The 18,491-nt window shown below is 68.7% G+C and carries 20 protein-coding genes; 2 read left to right on the forward strand and 18 right to left on the reverse strand.

Annotated features, from left to right (window positions below; translation table 11 throughout):
* Window positions 1-7 precede the first annotated feature (7 nt).
* The 10 genes from tatC to ACZ56U_RS29355 form a co-directional block, all read right to left on the reverse strand.
* Complete coding sequence (gene tatC / locus ACZ56U_RS29310; protein ID WP_469086961.1) at window positions 8-970, reverse strand: twin-arginine translocase subunit TatC; 963 nt, start codon at window positions 968-970, stop codon at window positions 8-10.
* Between the two features lie 47 nt (window positions 971-1,017).
* Window positions 1,018-1,302, reverse strand: coding sequence for a Sec-independent protein translocase subunit TatA (tatA, locus tag ACZ56U_RS29315; protein ID WP_469086962.1), 285 nt, complete (start codon window positions 1,300-1,302; stop codon window positions 1,018-1,020).
* Between the two features lie 260 nt (window positions 1,303-1,562).
* Window positions 1,563-1,757, reverse strand: coding sequence for a hypothetical protein (locus ACZ56U_RS29320; protein ID WP_469086963.1), 195 nt, complete (start codon window positions 1,755-1,757; stop codon window positions 1,563-1,565).
* Window positions 1,758-1,767: 10 nt separating this feature from the next.
* On the reverse strand, window positions 1,768-2,061 hold the full coding sequence (locus ACZ56U_RS29325; protein WP_469086964.1) for a hypothetical protein: 294 nt from the start codon (window positions 2,059-2,061) through the stop codon (window positions 1,768-1,770).
* A gap of 162 nt (window positions 2,062-2,223) precedes the next feature.
* Entirely contained in the window at window positions 2,224-3,246 is a 1,023-nt protein-coding gene (locus tag ACZ56U_RS29330; RefSeq protein ID WP_469086965.1) for a helix-turn-helix transcriptional regulator, read from the reverse strand.
* A 19-nt stretch (window positions 3,247-3,265) separates the two neighbouring features.
* A complete protein-coding gene (locus tag ACZ56U_RS29335) occupies window positions 3,266-4,219 on the reverse strand; it encodes a helix-turn-helix transcriptional regulator (RefSeq protein ID WP_469086966.1) in 954 nt (317 codons plus the stop codon).
* Between the two features lie 196 nt (window positions 4,220-4,415).
* Window positions 4,416-4,787, reverse strand: coding sequence for an FKBP-type peptidyl-prolyl cis-trans isomerase (locus ACZ56U_RS29340; protein ID WP_469086967.1), 372 nt, complete (start codon window positions 4,785-4,787; stop codon window positions 4,416-4,418).
* A 60-nt stretch (window positions 4,788-4,847) separates the two neighbouring features.
* Entirely contained in the window at window positions 4,848-5,852 is a 1,005-nt protein-coding gene (locus ACZ56U_RS29345; protein ID WP_469086968.1) for an FKBP-type peptidyl-prolyl cis-trans isomerase, read from the reverse strand.
* Between the two features lie 127 nt (window positions 5,853-5,979).
* Window positions 5,980-7,341, reverse strand: a complete 1,362-nt coding sequence (gene pafA / locus ACZ56U_RS29350) for a Pup--protein ligase (RefSeq protein WP_239752952.1) — start codon at window positions 7,339-7,341, stop codon at window positions 5,980-5,982.
* A 9-nt stretch (window positions 7,342-7,350) separates the two neighbouring features.
* Complete coding sequence (locus ACZ56U_RS29355) at window positions 7,351-8,610, reverse strand: MFS transporter (RefSeq protein ID WP_398837605.1); 1,260 nt, start codon at window positions 8,608-8,610, stop codon at window positions 7,351-7,353.
* Between the two features lie 97 nt (window positions 8,611-8,707).
* Between ACZ56U_RS29355 and ACZ56U_RS29360 the strand changes: the two genes are divergently transcribed.
* Window positions 8,708-9,724 carry a LacI family DNA-binding transcriptional regulator gene (locus ACZ56U_RS29360; protein WP_469086969.1) on the forward strand — a complete coding sequence of 339 codons (1,017 nt, stop codon included), beginning with the start codon at window positions 8,708-8,710 and terminating at the stop codon, window positions 9,722-9,724.
* 65 nt (window positions 9,725-9,789) lie between these two features.
* Here ACZ56U_RS29360 and prcA read toward each other — a convergent pair whose 3' ends face one another.
* The 6 genes from prcA to arc form a co-directional block, all read right to left on the reverse strand.
* Window positions 9,790-10,527 (reverse strand): proteasome subunit alpha, encoded by a 738-nt coding sequence (prcA, locus tag ACZ56U_RS29365; protein WP_391241924.1) that lies wholly within the window; start codon window positions 10,525-10,527, stop codon window positions 9,790-9,792.
* A gap of 58 nt (window positions 10,528-10,585) precedes the next feature.
* Window positions 10,586-11,431 (reverse strand): proteasome subunit beta, encoded by an 846-nt coding sequence (gene prcB, locus ACZ56U_RS29370; protein ID WP_469086970.1) that lies wholly within the window; start codon window positions 11,429-11,431, stop codon window positions 10,586-10,588.
* Complete coding sequence (locus ACZ56U_RS29375; protein WP_469086971.1) at window positions 11,383-11,985, reverse strand: endonuclease VII domain-containing protein; 603 nt, start codon at window positions 11,983-11,985, stop codon at window positions 11,383-11,385. Before ACZ56U_RS29375 ends, prcB begins: the two co-directional genes overlap by 49 nt.
* A 24-nt stretch (window positions 11,986-12,009) precedes the next feature.
* Window positions 12,010-12,228 (reverse strand): ubiquitin-like protein Pup, encoded by a 219-nt coding sequence (locus tag ACZ56U_RS29380; RefSeq protein WP_007380863.1) that lies wholly within the window; start codon window positions 12,226-12,228, stop codon window positions 12,010-12,012.
* Between the two features lie 155 nt (window positions 12,229-12,383).
* Window positions 12,384-13,895, reverse strand: a complete 1,512-nt coding sequence (gene dop, locus ACZ56U_RS29385) for a depupylase/deamidase Dop (RefSeq protein ID WP_469086972.1) — start codon at window positions 13,893-13,895, stop codon at window positions 12,384-12,386.
* A 245-nt stretch (window positions 13,896-14,140) separates the two neighbouring features.
* The gene (gene arc / locus ACZ56U_RS29390) at window positions 14,141-15,907 is read right to left on the reverse strand and encodes a proteasome ATPase (protein WP_469086973.1); all 1,767 of its coding nucleotides are present in this window, start codon (window positions 15,905-15,907) and stop codon (window positions 14,141-14,143) included.
* A gap of 434 nt (window positions 15,908-16,341) precedes the next feature.
* Between arc and ACZ56U_RS29395 the strand changes: the two genes are divergently transcribed.
* The gene (locus tag ACZ56U_RS29395) at window positions 16,342-16,647 is read left to right on the forward strand and encodes a ferredoxin (protein ID WP_469086974.1); all 306 of its coding nucleotides are present in this window, start codon (window positions 16,342-16,344) and stop codon (window positions 16,645-16,647) included.
* A gap of 81 nt (window positions 16,648-16,728) precedes the next feature.
* Here the strand turns inward: ACZ56U_RS29395 and ACZ56U_RS29400 are convergent, their stop codons facing one another.
* Window positions 16,729-17,307, reverse strand: coding sequence for a hypothetical protein (locus ACZ56U_RS29400; protein WP_469086975.1), 579 nt, complete (start codon window positions 17,305-17,307; stop codon window positions 16,729-16,731).
* A gap of 218 nt (window positions 17,308-17,525) precedes the next feature.
* Window positions 17,526-18,428: a tRNA (adenine-N1)-methyltransferase gene (locus ACZ56U_RS29405; RefSeq protein ID WP_266833473.1), complete on the reverse strand. Its 903-nt coding sequence runs from the start codon at window positions 18,426-18,428 to the stop codon at window positions 17,526-17,528.
* Window positions 18,429-18,491: the final 63 nt, after the last annotated feature.

Here is an 18,491-nt window from a genome sequence, read left to right on the forward strand (position 1 = left end):
CCGATCTTCAGGTCACGTCGTCATAACCGTTGACCCGGTCCGTCGACACCTGCTCGGGCAGCGCCCGGCTCGCGGAGACCGTCTCGACCTCGCCGATGTCCTCGGGGGTGAGATCCAGGTCGGAGGCCTCGTCGTCGGCGGGGCCCAGGGCGTCGCGACGACGCCGGCGCTTGTCGTTGACCAGGGAGAACAGCGTGGCGGCGAAGTACAGCACCCAGATGGGGCCGGCCAGCGCGAGCATGCTCAGCGGGTCCGTGCTGGGCGTCGCGACCGCGGCGAACACGGTGATACCCATGATCATCCCGCGCCACCAGCCGAGCATCCGCTTGCCGGTGATCATCCCCGTGAGGTTCAGGAAGATCAGCAGCAGGGGCAGCTCGAAGGAGAGGCCGAAGACGATCACCATGCGCGTGACGAGCTGGAGCAGATCGTCGAGCGGGAGCTGGTTGTCGATGCTGCCGCTCGGCGTGAACTCGATCAGCACCTTCGCGGTGGTGGGAAGCACCGAGTACGCGAAGTAGGCACCACCGACGAACAGCGGGGCACCGGTGAAGACGAAGGCGTAGGCGTACTTCTTCTCATGCCGGTGCAGACCCGGCGCGACGAACGCCCACAGCTGGTACAGCCAGATCGGCGAGGCGATCACGATACCGGCCATCAACGAGACCTGGAGGGCCAGATTGAAGGGCGCGAGCAGACCGTTGATGGTGATGCGGGCGCACTTCTCGGCGGCCTCGTCGGGCGACGCCGACCGCGCGAGTTCCGCGAAACTCTGCGAACAGCCGATCGAGTCCAGGATCGGCTTCGTCAGGAAGTTGATGATGTCGTTGTAGAAGAAGGCGGCGACGATCGTCACGAGGACGACGGCCAGCAGCGCCTTCGCGAGCCGGTTGCGGAGCTCACGAAGGTGATCCGCAAGGGGCATCCGCCCCTCGGGATCCTTCTCCTCTTTGCGGGCAGACTTGAGCAACCCACGTTCCCATCTCGTGCGGCGGGCCGGAGGTCACCGGCCCTGCGTCAGCGCTTGGTCGTGTCCGTCGGCTCGGTGACCGGACGGGAGGTGGTCACGTCGCCGGGGGCGGCCTGGATGGTGCGGTGGGGCTGCTGGTCGTCCTGCGGCGGGGCCGACGCGGCGGAGGAGTTGTCCTGGCCCTCGGACTTCATCGCCTTCGCCTCGCTCTTGAGGATGCGGGCGGACTTGCCGAGCGAGCGCGCCATGTCGGGAAGCTTCTTCGCGCCGAACAGCAGGATGATGACGACGAGGATGAGAATGATCTCGGGGGCGCCGAGCCTTCCGAACATAAGTCTTTACCTTCTCACCGAGGCGGCTGGGGTGGGTGCTGTCCGACCGGTCGGACAGGTGTCCGAGCGGTCGTGCTGGCAGCGATCGTAACGCTCAGGGGTGAACGTGAGGCAATCCCCGCGCGTACTCCCGGTCCGCGGTCCGGGCCTCGTTCTCCGGGCCGCGACCAGCAGCGTACCTGGCCCACACCCCGGGGTGACAGGGCGAAGTGACCCAAAACGCTTCCCGCGCAGGACTCACATGCGGTGCGCAGCGGGACTCACAACGCGTCCACAGAGCGGGCGGTGCTCACCGCGGCCCGCTCCAGGTCCTCGGCGGCCCTGCCGATGCGCTGCGCGGAGTCCGCCACCTGGCGCCCGAGGCGCTGCGCCTCCAGGAACACCCGTACGGCGAGCACGCCCAGCACGGCGAGACCCAGGAAACCCACGGCAACAGCGAACATCGGCCAGAACATGGTGCCGAGCCTAGAGGGTGGAGTGCAGCCGCAGGGTCCTGACCCCACCACCGGTCAGCAGTTCCACGATCCGCTCCCCCGCCGGCTTGCGGACGAGAACACCGCAGTCCGGGCAGGTGAAGGAGTAGAAGGTGGTCTTGCTGGTGGCCCCGATGGCCAGCCGCAGGGCGCTCGCCGCGAGCTCGAACCGGCCCCGGCAGTCGGGACAGCCCGCCCTGAACACCGTCGGCGACACGCTCCGCATCCCGGCGAACGCGGCCTCCACCGACATCCCCTGCACACCAGACGTCGCCGACTCGCTCAAAGCCCCTGCTCCTGCCTGTCGTACTGCCCGTCGCGTTCGTATGAGTTCGGTGTGAACCCACCCGGGCTCACACGGAACCCGACTGAGCTCGGCGCGGTCCCGGCCGACTCACGGCCGCGTGTGGACCCGGCCGGCTCACGGCCGCGTGTGGACCCGGACGGCTCACGCGGAACCCGGCTGAGCTCCGCGTGACCCCTGCGCCTCGACCCCGTCGTACGCCGCCAGCGCCTCCCGGGCCGCCTCCCGGGCGCTGTCGGCCAGCTCGCGCGGCGAGACGATCCGCCCGTCGCGGCCGAGCCGCAGCGCCAGCCGCCGCAGGGACGTCGGGGCGGGGGTGCGCAGGGTAATACGCAGCCCGCCGTCCGCCAGCTCATCCGCACTGTCGTGCGGGTAGTACTCGGCGACCCAGCGCCCGCCGGGACCCACCTCGATCACGACCTCCGGGTCCTCGGCGGCCGGCTGCACCAACGCCTCCGAGAGGTCCCGCAGCTCGATCTCGGGCGGCGCGGACGGCTCGTCGAGGATCTTGATCTCGGCGACCCGGTCGAGCCGGAAGGTGCGGCGCGCCTCGGACCGCCGACACCACGCCTCCACATAGGTGTGGCCGACGCTGACCAGGCGGATCGGGTCGATCTCGCGCTCGGTGACCTCGTCGCGCGCGGGCGAGTAGTAGCGGATCCACAGCCTGCGCCGCTCGGAGATCGCACGGTCGACGTCCGCGAAGACCCCGCCCTCGGACTCGAAGGTCACCGACAGCCGGGAGCTGGCGCCCGCCTGCTCGCCGGCCGCGGCCTCCACCTTGGCCGTCGCCCGCAACAGTGCCTGCCGGTCGCTCTCGCGCAGCCCGGGCAGGGTCGCGACCGCCCGGGCTGCGACGAGCAGCGCGGTGGCCTCGTCGGCGGCGAGCCGCAGCGGCTCGGCCGTCTCCTCGCCGAGGGCGGCCGGGTTGTGCCACCAGATGCGCTCGCCGTCGGTGTCGATGTCGAGGAGGTCACCGCCCCGGAAGCTGGTGCCGCACATGGGCAGCACATCGAGGTCCGAGACCAGCTCGTCCTCGGTGATCCCGAAAGCGCGGGCGACGTCCTCGACCCGGGCGCCGGGCCGCTCCTTCAGATAGGTCACCAGGGAGAGCATCCGCCGGGTCTGGTCGATGGCGTTGACGGGCCTGACCGGTTTGCCTGCCACAGTTCTCTTCCGCTCCCCCTCAGCCCTTGGCCACGGCACGCAGCCGGTCCACCACGTCGGCCCGCAGCTCCGCGGGCCCCAGGACCACCACGTCGGGCCCGAACTCCACCAGCCAGGCGTCCAGGCCATGACCGTACGGGATCTCCAACTCGTCCCAGCCGTCGCCCAGTTCCCGCACGGCGGTGGCCCTGGACCGCAACGGGTAGCCGGCGTCCGTGCGCAGCCGGATCAACGCGCTGCGGTCCGCGGTCTCCCCCGCCCAGCTCGCGACCGTCTCGCGCACCGTGACGACATCGGGCACCTCGGCGGTGAAACGGGCGCCGCGCGAGCGCACCTTGCCGGTGATCCGGGACAGCCGGAAGACCCGCTCGGCGCCCCGGTCGCGGTCCCAGCCCGCCAGGTACCAGTGGCCGCGCCAGCATTCCAGCGCCCACGGCTCCACGTTCCGGGTCTCGGGGTGGGCGGCGGTGGCCTTGCGGTACTCGAAGGTGACCGGTCGGCGGTCCCGGCAGGCGAGCATCAGCGGCTCGAACGCGGCCTCGTGCACGGGGATCCGGGGCTCGAGTGCGCTGTGGGCCTCGTAGGGGTTCACGTCCTCCGGCAGCCCGGCCGCGCGCAGCTTCTGCAGCGCGCCGCTGGCCGCGCCCGCGAGACGGGCCTGCTGCCACACCTTGGCGGCGAGCCCGAGGGCCGCGGCCTCCTCGGCGTCGAGGGTGATGGGCGGCAGGCGGTTGCTGTCGCGGCGGGCGAGATAGCCGACCTCGCCGTCGAGGTTCTCCACGGTCTCGATGACGAGCCCGAGTTCGCGCAGATCGTCCTTGTCTCGCTCGAACATCCGGTTGAAGCTGTCGTCCGAGTTCGCTTCCAGGTAGGCCTCGATGGACTCACGCAGCTCACGCTTGCTCAGCGGCCTGCGCGTCCCCAGCAGACACAACGCCAGGTTCATCAGCCGCTCGGCCTTGGCAATGGCCATCGACGCCCTTCGCCTCCCTATGGTGCTAACGACGACGACCGTACCGCCCCGCGGTGGCGCGGCAAAAGCCGAGGGCCCATGCCCGGACAGGCATGGACCCCAGGTGATCGGGTCCGGTCCGATCTCGTACGACGATCGGACCGTAAGTCGATCTCTTGCGACTTCTTACGACGTCGGACCGACTCCGCTACGACGCTCAGACGTCGAGCAGGTCGACGACGAAGATCAGCGTCTCGCCGGGCTTGATGGCCGGGGTCGGGCTCTGGTTGCCGTAGGCGAGGTGCGCGGGGATCGTCAGCTGACGACGGCCGCCGACCTTCATGCCCTGCACGCCCTGGTCCCAGCCCTTGATGACACGGCCGCCACCGAGCGGGAAGCGGAACGGCGTACCGCGGTTCCAGCTCGCGTCGAACTCCTCACCGGTGCTGAAGGCGACGCCCACGTAGTGGACGCTGACGGTCTGGCCCGCCTGCGCCTCGGCGCCGTCGCCCTCCCAGATGTCCTTGATCTCAAGGTCCGCCGGGGGCTCGCCACCGGGGAAGTCGATCTCGGGCTTCTCGATGCTCACGTCTCTAGCTCCTGCTTGTCTTCGGAAAGGCAACGCACACAGTCTTACACCCCCGAGGGGTCACAGCTTCGCCAGGATGTCGACGGTGAAGACCAGCGTCGAGTCCTTCTCGATACCGCTGCCGCTCGGCGGGTTGTCGCCGTAGCCCAGGGCCGGCGGGATCACGATCAGGACGCGGCTGCCGACCTTCTTGCCCGTCAGCCCCTGCTTCCAGCCCTTGACGACACCGTCCAGCGAGAACGACGTCAGGGTCTTCCTGGCATACGTCGAGTCGAACTCCTTGCCGGAGTCCCACAGCACGCCCTTGTACTGCACGAGCAGGCCGCTGTCGGCGGCGACCTCCTCGCCGTCACCCTCGATGACATAGCTCGAGACGAGCTTGGCGGGCGCGTCCTTCTTGGGGACCTCGACGGAGGGAGCCTTGCCGTCGGTGTTCGTCCCCACCTTGGGCAGGTCCGCGTCGTTCTGCGCGACGTCGCTGCCCTTGGCCGAGCTGGTGACGGGGTAGCGGCCCTTCAGATCCACCACGAACACCAGCGTGTCGGTGCCCTTGATACCGCCCTGCGCGTAACCCTCCTTGCCGTACCCCCAGGTGGGCGGGACGGCGAGCTGGACGCGGCTGCCGACCTTCTTGCCGACGAGGCCGTACCGCCAGCCGTCGATGACGCTCGACGGGGAGAGCTGGATGGCGAGCGCGGCACCTCGGTCGAAGGAGTTGTCGAACACCTTGCCGGTGTCCCAGATCTGACCGAGGTAGTCGGCCACGAGGAAGTCGCCCTCCGCGGCCGTCGCCCCGTTGCCCGCACTGACCGTCTTCACCGCCAGCTGGTCGGACGGCTTGCCGCTGCCCTTGGCGACCGTGGGCTTCTCGCCGAACTTCTTGCCCGCGGTGATGGCCGGCAGCGGACCGTCCACGATCTTCGGTGCCGGCGCGGCGGACGTCTGCGAGGCGGAGGGCGACGCGCTGTCGCTGCTCTTCGCCGAGCCGGCCCCGTCGTCGTCGTTGCACGCGGCGAGCGCGGCCATTCCTGCGGGTACGGCAATCAGTAGTGAGCGTCGGCGCACGATGAGGGCCTCGTAATCGGTCGATCTTGTGGATGGCGTGCGCGCAACTCTACGGCGTGAGAAGAGCGCCGTACGGATAACGTACGGCGCCCGTGTGGCGTTCCGGCACGGAACCGGAACACCTTCCTCACATACCGGCGATCAGCTTCTCCACCCGATCGTCGACCGAACGGAACGGGTCCTTGCACAACACCGTGCGCTGAGCCTGGTCGTTGAGCTTGAGATGGACCCAGTCGACGGTGAAGTCCCGGCGCTGTTCCTGCGCCCGGCGAATGAAGTCGCCGCGCAACCGGGCCCGAGTGGTCTGCGGGGGCACGGACTTGCCCTCGAAGATCTTCAAGTCGTTGCAGATACGGGCGGCTTGGCCCTTCCTCTCCAACAGGTAGTAGAGCCCACGACGACGGTGGATGTCGTGGTACGCGAGGTCTATCTGCGCGACCCGCGGGTGAGACATGGTCATGTTGTGCTTGGCCCGGTACCGCTCGATGAGCTGGTACTTCATGACCCAGTCGATCTCGGTGCCGATCCGGTCGAGGTCCTCGGCCTCGATCGCGTCCAGCGTGCGGCCCCACAGCTCCAGGACCTGCTCGACCGTCCCGGTGCGGATCCCGCGGCGCTCGACGAAGTCCACGGCCTTCTCGTAGTACTCGCGCTGCACCTCCAGCGCGGAGGCCTCCCGGCCGCTGGCCAGACGCACCTTGCGCCGGCCGGTGATGTCATGGCTGACCTCGCGGATCGCCCGGATCGGGTTCTCCAGGGTGAGGTCACGCATCACGGTGCCCGCCTCGATCATGCGCAGCACCAGGTCCGTGGCACCGACCTTGAGGAGCATCGTCGTCTCGGACATGTTCGAGTCGCCCACGATGACGTGGAGGCGACGGTAGCGCTCGGCATCCGCGTGCGGTTCGTCGCGGGTGTTGATGATCGGCCTCGAACGGGTCGTCGCCGAGGAGACGCCCTCCCAGATGTGCTCGGCCCGCTGACTCACGCAGTAGACCGCGCCACGCGGCGTCTGAAGCACCTTGCCGGCACCACACAGAAGCTGCCGAGTGACGAGGAACGGAATGAGGATGTCCGCGAGCCGGGAGAACTCCCCGTGGCGTGCGACGAGATAGTTCTCGTGGCAGCCGTACGAGTTGCCCGCCGAGTCGGTGTTGTTCTTGAAGAGGTAGACGTCGCCCGCGATTCCCTCCTCGTGCAGGCGTCGTTCGGCGTCCACCAGGAGTCCTTCGAGAATGCGCTCGCCGGCTTTGTCGTGGGTGACCAGTTCGGTCACATTGTCACATTCGGGGGTCGCGTATTCCGGATGTGAACCCACGTCGAGATAGAGCCGGGCGCCGTTTCGCAGAAAGACATTGCTGCTGCGGCCCCATGACACGACACGGCGGAAGAGGTACCGCGCCACCTCGTCGGGAGACAGGCGGCGCTGTCCCCTGAACGTACATGTGACGCCGTACTCGTTCTCCAGCCCGAAAATGCGGCGGTCCATGACTGAACATTACGCCCGATCCCCTGTGCTGAAACGGGGTTCGACAGCACGGTTTGGATCATTTTCCGATGAAGCCGCAACCACCCCCCGCCCACCAGGAGCTGCGAGGACCCGCCCGGTCGCCAGCAGAACCAACAACGACACACCCCCGGCGACCCCCGGCACGGCAAACCCCCACAGGGCTCCCCCGGCCTCCACGACCGGCCCCGCGACGCCCGTTCCGACGGACGCGCCCACGGTGAACGTCGTCACCAGCCAGGAGAACGCCTCGGTCACGGTCCCGCGCGGCGCGTGCCGGTCCACCAGCACGAAGGCACAGGCGATGGCGGGCGCGAGGAACACCCCGGCCACCACGGTGAGCAGCACCATCGCGAACTCACCGGGCATCAGCATCAGCGGCAGGTAACACACCGCCAGAAGAGCCACCAGCACCTGGAGTCGACGCGCCGGCTCACCCGTCCACTGCCGCGCGCCGTACACACTGCCGCCGACGAGTGCACCCAGACCGATCCCGGCCATCAGCCAGCCGTACGTCGCGTCACCGCCGTGGTCGTCGGCGTACGGCACCGAGGCCACCGTGATGGAACCCAGCGCCATGCCGACGAACAGGAACGCGCCGAGCAGCGCCAGCAGCCCCGGAGAGCGCAGCGCGCCGAGCCAGTGCGCCTCGCGCGGCGCCGAGCGCCACGCGCGCGACGGCGGCGACACGACCACCGACAGCGCGCCGAGCACCCCGATGACGTTCAGCACCAGCAGGGCCGCCTGCGCCGACCACAACGCCGTGCACAGGGTCACCAGCAACGGCCCGACCGTGAACATGACCTCCTGGGCCACGGCGTCCATGGCGTACGCCCTGTGCACCTGCCCCTCCCCACGCAGCACGTTCGGCCACAGAGCCCGCAGCCCGCCCTCCAGCGGCGGCGTGAAGAGCCCGGCGGCGGCCACGGCGGCGTACGCGAAGGGCAACGGGTCGATACCCGAGCCGGCGAAGGCCGCCATGGCGAGGGCGGACAGGACGGCCGCGGGCAGCTGGACGCGGGGCTGGCCGTACAGGTCCACGAGCCGGCCCAGAACAGGCTGGCCGACGGCGTTGGCGACGCCGTACACCGCCGCCAGCACGCCGGCCAGGCTGTACGAGCCACCCTGCGCGCGCACGAACAGCACCAGGGCGATGGCCGCGGTCGCGTTGGGCAACCGCCCCACCAACGTGCCCGTCAGCAGGCGCGCCGCATGCCTCGCCCTGAGGATCTCCAGGTATCCCGCAGCCATATGTCCCGTAGCCCCCTCTCACGTTTTACGTATAACTCCTTCCGTCATACGTACCATGTGCGCAGTTGGCGAGTCCAGACGAAAGAGCAGGCAGACGGTGGCACGAGGTAGCACCCGCCCCACCAGCCGGGACGTCGCCGAGGTCGCGGGCGTGTCCCAGGCCGCGGTCTCCCTGGTGCTCGGCGACAAATGGCGCGGACGCGTCTCGGAAGCCAAGGCACAACGCGTACGCGAGGCCGCACACGCCCTCGGCTACCGACCCAACCTCGCCGCCCGCAACCTGCGCCTGGGCCACACCCGCACCGTCCTCCTCGTCGTCCCCGCCCTCACCACCGAATTCTTCGCCGGCGTCTACACCGGCGCCGCACGCATCGCCGCCGAACACGGCTTCGGCGTGGTCCTGTACCCCTCCCCCGAAGGCGTCGGCCCCGCCAGAGACCCCTTCGCCTCCGCCCCCGCCGCCCTCGACGGCGTCATCGCCTCCTCCATGGCCGCCGACGCCCTCACCGCCATCCGCGGCGACCAACTGCCACTCGTGATGCTCGACAGCGACCCCGGCGGCAACCTGGGCGCCGCGACCGTGAACCTCGACATCGCCGACGGCACCCGCCAGATCGCCGACCACCTCCTCACCCTCGGACACCGGCGCTTCCTCCACCTCGCCGCCGACATCCCCTCCTGGACCTTCCAGGTACGCGCCCGCGAACTCGCCACCCGCCTCGAAGCCGTCCCCGGCACCTCGCTACGGACGGCGCCCACCGCCCTGTCCATCGAAGGCGCCCTCACCGCCACCGAAGCAGCCCTCGACGCCCCCCACCCCCACCCCACCGCCATCATCTGCGACGACGACAAACTCGCCGCGGGCGTCTACAAAGCCCTGCGCCGCCGAGGCCTGCGCATCCCCGACGACATCTCCGTCACCGGCGTCGACGACATCGCCCTGGCCGCCGCCCTCGACCCGGAACTGACCACCGTCCGACTCGACGCCGAACTCTTCGGCGAACGCGGCATGCGCGCCCTCCTGGCCGTCCTGGAGGACCGCACCCCCGACGCGGGAGACATCCCCGTCGACCTGGTCGTACGAGGCTCCACAGCACCGCCCGGCGCCCCCTGAAACGCCCTGTGCCCCGACCGAGTCATCGGCCGGGGCACACAGAAGGAACGGGGTGAGGCGCGGGACTACTCCTCCTCGGAGCTCTCGGCCTCCGTGGTCGCCCCGCCGGTCTCCAGCAACCGGTCCAGCTGACGACCGACGATCCGCTTGAACTTGCGCTGCTGCGGACGCGTACGGTCCAGCACCGCCACCTCCAGCCGCTCCGCGGGGATCTCCCGCTCCGTGCCGTTGGTGTCCCGGGACAACGCCTGCACAGCGAGCTTGAGCGCCTCGGCGAGACTCATGCCGTCCTGATGACGCTGGTCCAGGTAACCGCTGATCTGCTCGGCATTGCCACCGACCGCGACCGAACCGTGCTCGTCCACGATCGAACCGTCATGCGGCAACCGGTAGATCTGGTCGCCGTCCGGCGTCTCACCGACCTCGGCCACCACCAGCTCCACCTCGTACGGCTTCTCACCGGCCGAGGAGAAGATCGTGCCCAACGTCTGCGCATAGACGTTGGCCAGACCACGCGCGGTCACGTCGTCACGGTCATAGGTGTAACCCCGCAGATCGGCATACCGCACACCACCGATCCGCAGGTTCTCGTACTCGTTGTACTTACCGGCGGCCGCGAAGCCGATCCGGTCGTAGATCTCGCTGAACTTGTGCAGCGCGCGGGACGGATTCTCACCGACGAACACGATGCCATCGGCATACTGCAGCACGACCAGGCTGCGACCACGGGCGATGCCCTTGCGGGCGTACTCCGCCCGGTCGGCCATCGCCTGCTGGGGAGAAACATAGAACGGCGTCGACACCGGTTATCCGTCCCTTTCTATGGAAGTCACTGCGATCACCTGAACAAGACAGCCGGCGCTACAGCAGCGCGGCCCGCGGGCCGTCGGGCTGCTCCAGTCGCCGCTCGAGAATCGAACGGGCGATGTCGGAGGACTCCTCGTCGGTGAGCCGACGGAAGCCGTCCTCGGTGATCACGGTGACGATCGGGTAGATCCGGCGGGCGACATCGGGACCACCGGTCGCCGAGTCGTCGTCGGCCGCGTCGTACAGGGCCTGCACCACGAGCATCGTGGCCTCGGCCTCGCTCAGACCGTCGTGGAAGAACTTCTTCATCGCCCCGCGCGCGAAGACCGAGCCGGAACCGGTGGCGGCGAAGTTGTGCTCCTCGGAACGACCGCCGGTGACGTCGTACGAGAAGATCCGCCCCCTGCCACGATCCACGTCGTACCCCGCGAACAGCGGCACCACGGCCAGCCCCTGCATCGCCATACCGAGGTTCGAGCGGATCATGGTCGACAGCCGGTTCGCCTTGCCCTCCAGGGACAGCTGGGCGCCCTCGACCTTCTCGAAGTGCTCCAGCTCCAGCTGGAACAGCTTCACCATCTCCACGGCGAGACCGGCGGTACCGGCGATCCCGACGGCCGAGTACTCGTCGGCCGGGAACACCTTCTCGATGTCCCGCTGAGCGATGACATTGCCCATCGTGGCGCGACGGTCACCGGCGAGCACGACACCACCGGGGAAGGTCACCGCCACGATCGTGGTGCCGTGCGGCGCCTCGATCACACCCTGCATGGGCGGCAGTTGCCGGTTGCCCGGCAGCATCTCCGGCTGGTGCTCGGACAGGAAGTCCATGAAGGACGACGACCCAGGCGTCAGGAAGGCAGCCGGTAGACGCCCGGTGCTACGAGTGTTGGCTTCCACGCGATTCCTTCCAAGTAAGCGGCGGCCCGGCGGACGGCGTCGGGGTCATCCCCCAACTTGCCGATGGCCGAATTGCAGTTGAAGCACAGTACGCCTCGGACCCTACCCGTCTTGTGGCAATGATCCACATGCACGGCCGGAGCCTTCAGACAGATCACACAGAGCCCCATCTGAGAGGCGACCATCTCGTCACGCTCGGCTTCGGTGAGGCCGTAGTGACGCTTCAGGTGACGCGCTCGGCCTTTCACCGCTTTGCACGACCTGCAGAGCGTCGCCAGACCGTCCGAGGCGCTACGGTTCCGCTGCCACTCACTGTGCGGCTTGATCTCGCCACAGGTGCGGCAGTACTTGTGCCCCTCGGGCGCCTCCACCCTGGGCCGGACGTTGCGCCCCTTGGCCACCTGCCTCTGCTGGTGGTACGCGGCCGCGCACTCCCGACAGTAGGCCTGCAGGCCATCACGCATCGACTTGTTCTTCGCGAACGCTGCTCGCGGCTTGTCCTGCTTGCACCGCGAACAGCGTTTCGCGCCGTCTTCGATTGCGAGCTTACGCATCCCCCGATGCCTTCAATTCGAAGGCTACTCGCCGCCCTTCTGAACGAAGCTTCGAACGAAGTCCTCGGCGTTCTCCTCCAAGACATCGTCGATCTCGTCCAGGACGGAGTCCACGTCGTCGCTCAGCTTCTCCTGGCGCTCCTTGAGGTCCTCGGAGCCCTGCGTCTCCGCGGTCTGCTCCTCGACCTCCTCGGTGTTGCGCGTGGCCTTCTGCTGTCCGCCGCCGGTGTCCTTGGTCGCCATAACCCCTCACCCCGCTCGGTTCGACGTTCTTGATCAGACCCTACAAGCAGGGGCTGACATCGGCCCCGCAGTTCCTACAACGTACGGGTGCCGTCTCGATGATTCCCTCTGGCCGGGTTTTCCACCCTGCGCGGTCACCCGGCCCGAGGAGCCGCTCAGTTGCCTGACAACACCCTGACCAGGTCTTCTGCCGTGCGGCAGCGGTCCAGGAGCTCTTTGACGTGATTTCGCGTTCCGCGAAGCGGTTCGAGGGTTGGGACCCGCTGGAGCGAGTCCCGGCCCGGGAGGTCGAAGATCACCGAGTCCCAGGAGGCCGCGGCGACGTCGTCGGCGTACTGCTCCAGGCAGCGGCCGCGGAAGTACGCGCGGGTGTCCTCCGGCGGCTTCGTACGGGCCCGTTCGACGTCGGTCTCGTCCAGCAGGCGCTTCAACCGGCCGCGGGCCGCGAGACGGTTGTAGAGGCCCTTCTCGGCGCGTACGTCGGCGTACTGGAGGTCGAGGAGGTGGAGCTTGGCGGCGTCCCAGTCGAGGTCGTCGCGGCGCCGGTAGCCCTCCATGAGCTCCCGTTTGGCGACCCAGTCGAGTTCGCCGGCCAGGCTCATGGGGTCGTTCTCGAGCCGGTTGAGAGTGTCCTCCCAGCGGGACAGGACGTCCTTGGTCTGGTCGTCGGCGTCCGCGCCGAAGCGCTCCTCGACGTACTTGCGGGAGAGTTCGTAGTACTCCATCTGGAGCTGGACCGCGGTGAGTGTCCGGCCGCTGCGGAGCGTGACCAGGCGCTGGAGTGTCGGGTCGTGGGAGACCTGGTGGAGGGTGCGGACGGGCTGGTCCACGGCCAGGTCGACGGCGATGAAGCCGTCCTCGATCATGGACAGCACCAGGGCCGTGGTGCCGAGCTTGAGGTAGGTGGAGATCTCCGAGAGGTTGGCGTCGCCGATGATCACGTGGAGGCGGCGGTATTTCTCGGCGTCCGCGTGCGGTTCGTCGCGGGTGTTGATGATGGGGCGCTTGAGGGTGGTCTCCAGGCCGACCTCGACCTCGAAGTAGTCGGCGCGCTGGCTGATCTGGAAGCCGTGCTCGTGGCCGTCCTGGCCGATGCCGACGCGGCCCGCGCCGGTGATGACCTGGCGGGAGACGAAGAACGGGGTCAGGTGGCGCACGATGTCCGAGAAGGGGGTTTCCCGCTTCATCAGGTAGTTCTCGTGCGTGCCGTAGGAGGCGCCCTTGTTGTCGGTGTTGTTCTTGTAGAGGTGGATCGGCTGGGCGCCGGGGAGCTGGGCCGCGCGTTCGGCTGCCTCGGCCATGATGCGTTCGCCGGCCTTGTCCCACAGGACGGCGTCGCGGGGGTTGGTGACCTCGGGGGCGCTGTACTCGGGGTGTGCGTGGTCGACGTACAGTCGTGCGCCGTTGGTGAGGATGACGTTGGCGAGGCCGATGTCCTCGTCGGTGAGCTGGCTGGAGTCGGCGGCCTCGCGGGCGAGGTCGAAGCCCCGTGCGTCCCGCAGCGGGTTCTCCTCCTCGAAGTCCCAGCGGGCCCGGCGGGCCCGGTGCATCGCCGCCGCGTAGGCGTTGACGATCTGGGACGAGGTGAGCATGGCATTGGCGTTGGGGTGGCCGGGGACGGAGATCCCGTACTCCGTCTCGATGCCCATTACTCGCCGTACGGTCATGCGGCCCTCCTTGCCCGGCGGCGCCCTCGGTCGGGGGCGGCGCTCAAGTACCGCTGGCGCTCCGGTGCGTGTGCGGTGCCCGTCCCCGCACTGCGCGACTCGGCGGTACCGAAGAGCCTAGAACGGCTTTGCGCTGGTGGGGAGATCATTTGCGTCATTGCCTTGCGCGCCTCTTGTTCCGGTTAGTTGCCTGAAAAACAGTCGGCTGCGGGTACCCGGTGAGGGCACCCGCAGCCGCCCTGCTTTTACAGGTACTGACCGGTGTTCGCCACCGTGTCGATGGAGCGTCCGGTGTCCGCGCCCTGCTTTCCGGTGATGAGGGTACGGATGTAGACGATCCGCTCGCCCTTCTTTCCGGAGATCCGGGCCCAGTCGTCCGGGTTGGTGGTGTTGGGCAGGTCCTCGTTCTCCTTGAACTCGTCCACGCAGGCCTGGAGGAGGTGGGAGACCCTGAGGCCCTTCTGGTTGTGGTCGAGGAAGTCCTTGATCGCCATCTTCTTGGCGCGGCCCACGATGTTCTCGATCATGGCGCCGGAGTTGAAGTCCTTGAAGTAGAGGACTTCCTTGTCGCCGTTGGCGTAGGTCACTTCCAGGAAGCGGTTTTCCTCGGATTCGGCGTACATGTGTTCCACGGCGGTCTGGATCATGCTCTGGACCGTGGTGGTCTTGCTGCCGCCGTGCTCGCCGAGGTCGTCGGAGTGCAGCGGGAGGCGCTCGGTGAGGTACTTGCCGAAGATGTCCTTGGCGGCCTCGGCGTCCGGACGCTCGATCTTGATCTTCACGTCCAGGCGGCCGGGGCGCAGGATGGCCGGGTCGATCATGTCCTCGCGGTTGGAGGCGCCGATCACGACCACGTTCTGCAGGCCCTCCACGCCGTCGATCTCGGCGAGCAGCTGCGGGACGATGGTGTTCTCCACGTCCGAGCTGACACCGGAGCCGCGGGTGCGGAAGAGGGATTCCATCTCGTCGAAGAAGACGATGACGGGGGTGCCCTCGGAGGCCTTCTCACGGGCACGCTGGAAGACGAGGCGGATCTGCCGCTCGGTCTCGCCGACGTACTTGTTGAGGAGTTCGGGGCCCTTGATGTTGAGGAAGAAGCTCTTGCCCTGGGCCTGGCCGGTGACCTCGGCGACCTTTTTGGCCAGCGAGTTGGCGACCGCCTTGGCGATGAGCGTCTTGCCGCATCCGGGGGGTCCGTAGAGCAGGACGCCCTTGGGGGGCCTGAGTTCGTGCTCCTTGAACAGGTCGGGGTAGAGATACGGCAGCTCGACCGCGTCGCGGATGGCCTCGATCTGGCCGCCCAGGCCGCCGATCTGTTCGTAGCCGATGTCGGGGACTTCTTCGAGGACGAGTTCCTCGACCTCGCTCTTGGGAACCACTTCGTAGACATAGCCGGAACGGGGTTCGAGCAGGAGGGCGTCGCCGGGGCGGATGGTGATGTCCAGCAGCGGCTCGGCGAGCCGCACCACCCTCTCCTCGTCGGTGTGCCCTTGCACCAGTGCGCGTTCGCCGTCCTCGAGGATCTCCTTGAGGGTGACGATGTCGCCGACGCTCTCGTACTCCATGGCCTCGACCACGTTGAGCGCTTCGTTGAGCATCAGCTCCTGGCCGCGCCGCAGCTCTTCGAGCTCGACGCTGGGGCTGACGTTCACCCGGAGTTTGCGTCCTCCGGTGAAGATGTCGGCGGTGCCGTCCTCGTTGGCTTGCAGGAAGACACCGAAGCCGGCCGGGGGCTGTGCGAGTCGGTCGACCTCTTCCTTGAGGGCCACGATCTGGTCGCGGGCCTCGCGGAGTGTGTTCGCGAGTCGTTCGTTCTGGGCGGACACGCCGGCCAGGTTGGTCTGTAGCTCGACGATCCGCTCTTCGAGAATCCTCGTGTGCCGCGGAGAGTCGGCGAGCTTGCGTCGCAGGACGGCGATCTCCTGCTCAAGGTAGGCAATCTGCCCGGCCGGGTCGTCGGACCCTCGTCCCGGGCGGATGCCGCGGTTCATGTCGTCGTCGTGGGCTGCCACGGTCCTCACCTCCTCCAAGGGGAGCTGGACGCTTCCAGACCCTACCTGGGTGGGTGTCGATTGAAACCCCTAGATCACTATGAGTGTCAAGGTGTGTCGTCGGTCACCCTGCGCCATCCCTCTTCGCCGTGTGGATACCCAGAGAACGTGCTTCAGAAGCGGACTGTTCCTAGGTGGAAGTGCGCGAAATCTTCCACGGTGGGCGCGAGTTGCCCGCGGCGCCCCCGGTCGGGGGGCCGTGAAACGCCGTACGGGACCGCGCGTGGCGGCTCCAGCGGGGCTCCGGCGGGAGTCGATCGCGCCTTGAGTTCGTTGACGGAGCGTGTGCGGGCGGGCGGATCGCGTCACGGTCGCGGGGGTCTCGGCGGGCGGTCGGGCGGTGGTGCCCGGGGGTAGGGTCGAGGCGTGGTTCAGGACCCGAGACGGCAGGAGACATGAGCGTGCAGCAGGAAGCCGTGGTCGACGGTGAGGCGCTGGAGGTCTGGATCGATCAGGATCTCTGTACCGGCGACGGGATCTGCGCGCAGTACGCGCCGGAGGTGTTCGAGCTGGACATCGACGGGTTGGCCTATGTGAAGAGCGCGGACGACGTGCTGCTCCAGGACAGGGGTGCGACGGCGCCTGTGCCGCTGACGCTGCTGACGGACGTGGTGGACTCGGCCAAGGAGTGCCCGGGCGAGTGCATCCATGTGCGCCGTGCGTCGGATCGCGTCGAGGTCTACGGCCCTGACGCGAAGTGAGTCGGTGAGCCGGAGGGCGCTCCGCACGCGTACGTACGGGGGCGCCGCGCTCCGCGCGGGTCGTGCTCGGCGCGTGGGGGCTCAGACGCTCTGGGCGCCGGCGGGGGTGGAGCGGACGAAGGCGTTGTTCTTCCACTGCCACTTGGCGCTGGTGTTCACGTCTGGGCAGCAACTGGGCACGGAGTCCGAGGAGTAGCCGAGCAGGTCGGCGCCGACGGTCTTGTCGGAGACCGTGAGGGTCTTCACGGTGACGCGGTCCCTGGGGTCGACGAGGGTGGCCACGACGCGGGGTGCCTTGGCGTCGGCGGCGCGGGTGAGGACGTAGACGCCGTCGGGCGGGGTGCCCATGGGGGCGTCGCAGTGGACGGCCGCCACGGTTTCCGGTCGGCCGTCGCCGTCGAGGTCTCCGGAGGTCTTCTTCACCACCAGCGCTTTGACGGGGCCGCAGTCGATCGGGAAGTCGGCTTTGGCGGGGTCCGGTGCGGTGGTGGCCGCGGACGCTGTGTGCGACTGGGGGCCGGCGGCCTGGGCGGCCGTGGCGGGGTTCGGCTGGAGGACCGAGGAGAGGGCCACGACGCCGGCGACGGCTGTGGCGGTGGCGACCCAGTGGATGGGGCGGGCGTGGGTGTGAGCGAGTTCCGGGACCGCGGGTTGCTGCACTAGGGGTGTCTCCCGAGAGGGCGTGGCGGTGGGGGTGGCTGCATGGTGCCACACGTCACAGTGCGACGGAACGGCGGGGTCGGGGGTGGCCGGATGGTGGCCTCGCGTGGTCCGGCGGGTCTGGCGTGGTGTCAATGACAAGGCGCCGTGGCCGAGTTTCCGGAGAATGTCGGGAACTCGGCCACGGCGCCGTCGCGTTGTACGTGGCACAGGGCCGCTCAGCGGCCGGAGCCTCCGTCGGCGTTGGGGCCGGTGTAGTCCTCGCCGTAGGCGCCCTTGGCGGGGCGGCGGCGGCGCATGGGGGGCTCGACGCCGTCCGCGAGGCGGCGGGCGGTGAGGAGGAAGCCGGTGTGGCCGATCATGCGGTGGTCGGGGCGGACGGCCAGGCCTTCCACGTGCCAGTTGCGGATCATCGTCTCCCAGGACGTCGGCTCGTTGAAGGAGCCGATCTCGCGGATGGACTCGACGGTCCGGGCGAGCTGGGTGGTGGTGGCGACGTAGCAGCACAGGATGCCGCCCGGGACGAGCGCCTTGGAGACGGCCTCCAGGCACTCCCAGGGGGCGAGCATGTCGAGGATGACGCGGTCGACGTCGGTGTCGGACAGGTTGTCCTGGAGGTCGCCGACGGTGAGCTGCCAGGCGGGGTGCGGGCCGCCGAAGTAGCGCTCGACGTTCTGCTGGGCGATCTCCGCGAAGTCCTCGCGGCGCTCGTAGCTGTGCAGCATGCCCTGGTCGCCGATGGCGCGCAGCAGGAAGCTGCTGAGCGAGCCGGAGCCGACGCCCGCCTCCACGACGCGGGCGCCGGGGAAGATGTCGGCGAAGGCCAGGATCTGCCCCGCGTCCTTGGGGTAGACCACGGCGGCGCCGCGGGGCATGGACAGGACGTAATCGGGGAGCAGGGGGCGCAGCGCGAGGTAGGCGACGTTACCGGTGGTGCGGACAACGCTGCCCTCGGGTGCGCCGATCAGCTCGTCGTGCGGGAAGGAACCCTTGTGGGTGTGGAAGTTCTTCCCGGCCTCGAGCGTGAACGTGTAGTGGCGGCCCTTGGGGTCGGTCAGCTGAACCTGGTCCCCGACCTTGAAGGGCCCGCGCCTGCGGGCGGCACCGGTCGGTTCGGACATGTGACCAGCCTACCGGGGTTTGCGGAGGCCTCCGACCACCCGGGGCGTGAGCACCGCTTCAGG

It is taken from the genome of Streptomyces sp. NPDC034103 (assembly GCF_055575395.1).